General features: G+C 58.3%; 3 protein-coding genes. 2 read left to right on the forward strand and 1 reads right to left on the reverse strand.

Annotation, left to right across the window (positions count from 1 at the left end):
• On the forward strand, positions 1 to 1,506 hold a 1,506-nt coding region (locus tag F8I07_RS08755), incomplete at its 5' end, for a DHA2 family efflux MFS transporter permease subunit (RefSeq protein WP_292658484.1).
• Positions 1,503 to 2,834, forward strand: a complete 1,332-nt coding sequence (locus F8I07_RS08760) for a TolC family protein (protein ID WP_292658487.1) — start codon at positions 1,503 to 1,505, stop codon at positions 2,832 to 2,834. The genes F8I07_RS08755 and F8I07_RS08760, both read left to right, overlap by 4 nt.
• A gap of 104 nt (positions 2,835 to 2,938) precedes the next feature.
• Here F8I07_RS08760 and F8I07_RS08765 read toward each other — a convergent pair.
• The coding region (locus tag F8I07_RS08765) for a peptide chain release factor-like protein (protein WP_292658489.1) at positions 2,939 to 3,381 on the reverse strand (443 nt) is incomplete at its 5' end.

The raw sequence follows: 3,381 nt of genomic DNA on the forward strand, positions 1-3,381 counted from the left end.
AAAGAACGCGCCATTTTCTCCATCATCGTCATGACCGGGGCCTTCATGGCGATTCTCGATACCACGGTGGTGGATGTGATCGTCCCCAAACTCACGGGACCGTTGGCGACGGATATGTACGGGGTGCAGTGGATCATCACCAGCTATATGGTGGCGGCGGCCATTGCGCTGCTGATCACCGAATATCTCATCAAACGCTTCGGGGCCAAAGGGGTCTTTCTGGCCGGGGTAGGACTCTTTGCCGCCGCGTCGCTGGCCTGCGGGCTCTCCTCCACGCTGGCGCAGATCGTGATTTTCCGGGTGATTCAGGGGACGGGGGAGGCGCTGATTATGGTCACAAGCCACATTATGATCTTCAGCTACTTTCCTCCCGAGAAGCAGGGCTTGGCCATGGGGCTCTACGGCCTGGGGGTGAGCTTCGCCCCGGCATTGGGGCCCACCATCGGAGGATATCTGACCGAGTATTACAACTGGCGGATGGTTTTTTTCATCAATGTGCCGGTGGGGGCGCTGCTGCTGGTGGCGGGGATCGTCTTTCTGCCGAAGGAGCGTTTTTTCGAGAAGCTGCGCTTCAACTTCGTCAGTTTTCTCCTGCTCTCAATCGGGACGGTCGCTTTGCTGGTGATACTCTCCCGGGGGCAGCAGTACGGATGGTTCAACAGTTCACTGATCGGGCTGCTTCTGCTTGTCAGTGTCGCCGGCTTTCTCCTCTATGCCCTCAGTGAAATGTGGTCGAAAGATCGGCTGATCGATTTCTCCCTCTTTCGCAATCCGCTCTTTGCCAACGGGATGATGATTTACTTTTTCATTCTGGGCTTTTCGATGTATCAGTATTTTTATCTGCTGCCGGTCTATTATGAACATATCAAACAGCTGCCGACGCTGGAAGCGGGGATCGCGGTCTTTGCCTTTGCCGTTTTTATCGGGATCTTCTCCCCTCTGGCGGGGATGCTCTCGGACAAAATCGGAGCGAAGCGGACGGTGGCCCTGGCGACGCTGGTCTACCTGCTGGCTTCGTTCTGGCTGCTGCCGCGGCTCAACTACTACACCCCCCTGAATCAGGCGATGCTGCTGACGGTTCCTTTCGGGATCGGCATGGGGCTCTTTTTCGCTCCGGTGACAGTGATGGTACTTCAGAACGCTCCGGGGCACAAGGGGGAGCTGGCGATCGTCCTGATGGACTATTTCCGTTTCGTGGGCGGGAGTTTCGGGACCGCCCTGGCCACCAACAACATGGAGTATTTCAAAAACCTCCATTTTCTGAGAATGGAGGAGTTGCAGAACGTAGAGTATCTGGATGGGTTTCTGCATAGACTGCAGGCTCTTTCGGGGATGACGATGGATCAGGTCCGGGTGCTGTTTGGCAACTACGAAACCTTTATGGGATACAATTACGGATTCTACAATACCTTTATGCATGCTGCCTACTGGGGGCTGGTGGGCTCATTTTTCGTCCTGCTTCTCTTTATCGGCCGAAGCAGGATCAACAAAGGAGAGAGATCATGAAACATCGGCGAGGCAGAGAGGGAATGACGATTGTGCTGGGGCTCCTTCTGGGGGGCAGTCTCCTTCAGGCGGAGGGGTATCGACAGATCGCCTCCCGGATTCTGCAGACCCCGGCCGTACAGAGCGCCCGGATGCTGGCCCACGCGGCGGAGGAGTCGGCCCGGGCGGCCGAAGGGGCGCAGCTGCCCAGTCTGGATGCCGAGATCCGCGGGGTCTGGCTCAAAGAGACCCCCGAAATGATCCTCCATACCGGCCTGGGGCCCGTCCGGCCGCTGCCGATGGGGAAGAAACGCAACTTCACCGGCGGATTGACGCTGCGTTATCCGCTCTTTACCGGCTTTGCGATCAGTGCCCGAATCGATCAGGCAGGGTGGCAGCGGGAAGCGGCACGGCTGAAGGTACTGGATCTGCAGCGTAACCTTCTGCTCAAAGCGGCGGAGCTTTACAGCGCCGTGCGGGGGACACAGCAGATCCTGGCGGCTCAGTCGGCGGCCAAAAAGGCGACACTGGCGGCACTGAAAAAGGCCGAGGGGATGTACCGAAACGGTCTGATTCCTCCTTCGGCGCTCTACAATATCCGGGCTCGGGCCTACGAGATGGATGCTCAGATCGCCCGGACACGCAAACAGATCGGACAACTGCTCAATACCCTGGGCTATCTGAGCGGCCGGCCGGTGCGCTCGATCTCCGGTCCCATCTCCCCGGCGAAACTTCCCGCAACGAAGCGGCTGATTCGCGAGGCTTATACCCATCGGGCGGATCTGCGGATCCTGCAGAGTGCTTTGCAGGTAGATGAGGCACAGATCCGCCTGGCCGAGAGCACCCTCTACCCCCATATCGGGGTCGAAGCGGCGTTGAAGCGCCAGGGGGATACCCTGGCGCTGAACGGCGACGGGTTTACCAATGCCGATCGGAGCTATCTGGGGGTAGATCTGAGCTGGAATCTCTTCAACGGAGGGCAGGATCGTCACCGGATCGAAGCGGCCCGTTACCGGAAACTCTCCCGGGCTTCGGCACTGATCGACTACCGCCGTCGGGTCGCCAATGAGATTCGTAACGCCCGGCTGGATCTGGAGGCCCTCTATGCCCGGCTCAGAAGTGCCAAAATGCAGGTCAAAGCCCAGCGGGAGTATTACAGACTGACCCGGGGACGTTTCGAAAATCAGCTGGCCAGCGCCGACGAACTGAGCCGCGCCATCGCCGACCTGGCCGCCGCCAGAGCGAAAGCGGCTTCGGTGCGTGCCGGGATCGAGGTGCAGCGGGCGAAGCTCTGGCTGATGAGCGGAGTGGAGAATTTTGAAAGAACGCTGGGCATCGCTCAGCGTTAGTTATTGGTATATTGGTTATTGGTATATTGGGAAGACGAAGAAGCTCAATGACAATTCAGCCAATATACCAATAGACTAATACACCAATAACAAAAGAAGCGGAGTTATAATCCCGCTTCTTTGATCGCCTCCGCCTGGGCGTGGGCGATGAGGGGGTCGATGACCTGTTCCAGGGTGCCGTTGTTCATCACGTCGTCCAGGGCGTAGAGAGTCAAGCCGATGCGGTGGTCGGTGATACGGTTCTGGGGATAGTTGTAGGTGCGGATCTTTTCGCTCCGATCGCCGGAGCCTACCTGGAGCTTGCGCTGGCCGGCGGTTTCTTCCATCTGCTCCCGCATCATGGCCTCGTAGACCCGTGCTTTGAGAACCTTCATCGCCTTGTCCCGGTTTTTGTGTTGGGATTTTTCATCCTGGATCGCCACGACGATCCCGGTAGGCAGGTGGGTCAGGCGGACGGCGGAGTCGGTGGTGTTGACGCTCTGGCCGCCGCAGCCGCTGGAACGGTAGACATCCATCTTGATCTCGTTGGGTTTGATATCGACCTCCA

This window comes from Nitratifractor sp. (assembly GCF_015487065.1).
Classification (GTDB): Bacteria; Campylobacterota; Campylobacteria; order Campylobacterales; family Sulfurovaceae; genus Nitratifractor.

Coding starts and splice junctions, on each gene's coding strand:
- F8I07_RS08760 (WP_292658487.1), top strand. CDS start 1,503: ATGAAACATCGGCGAGGCAGAGAGGGAATGACGATTGTGCTGGGGCTC.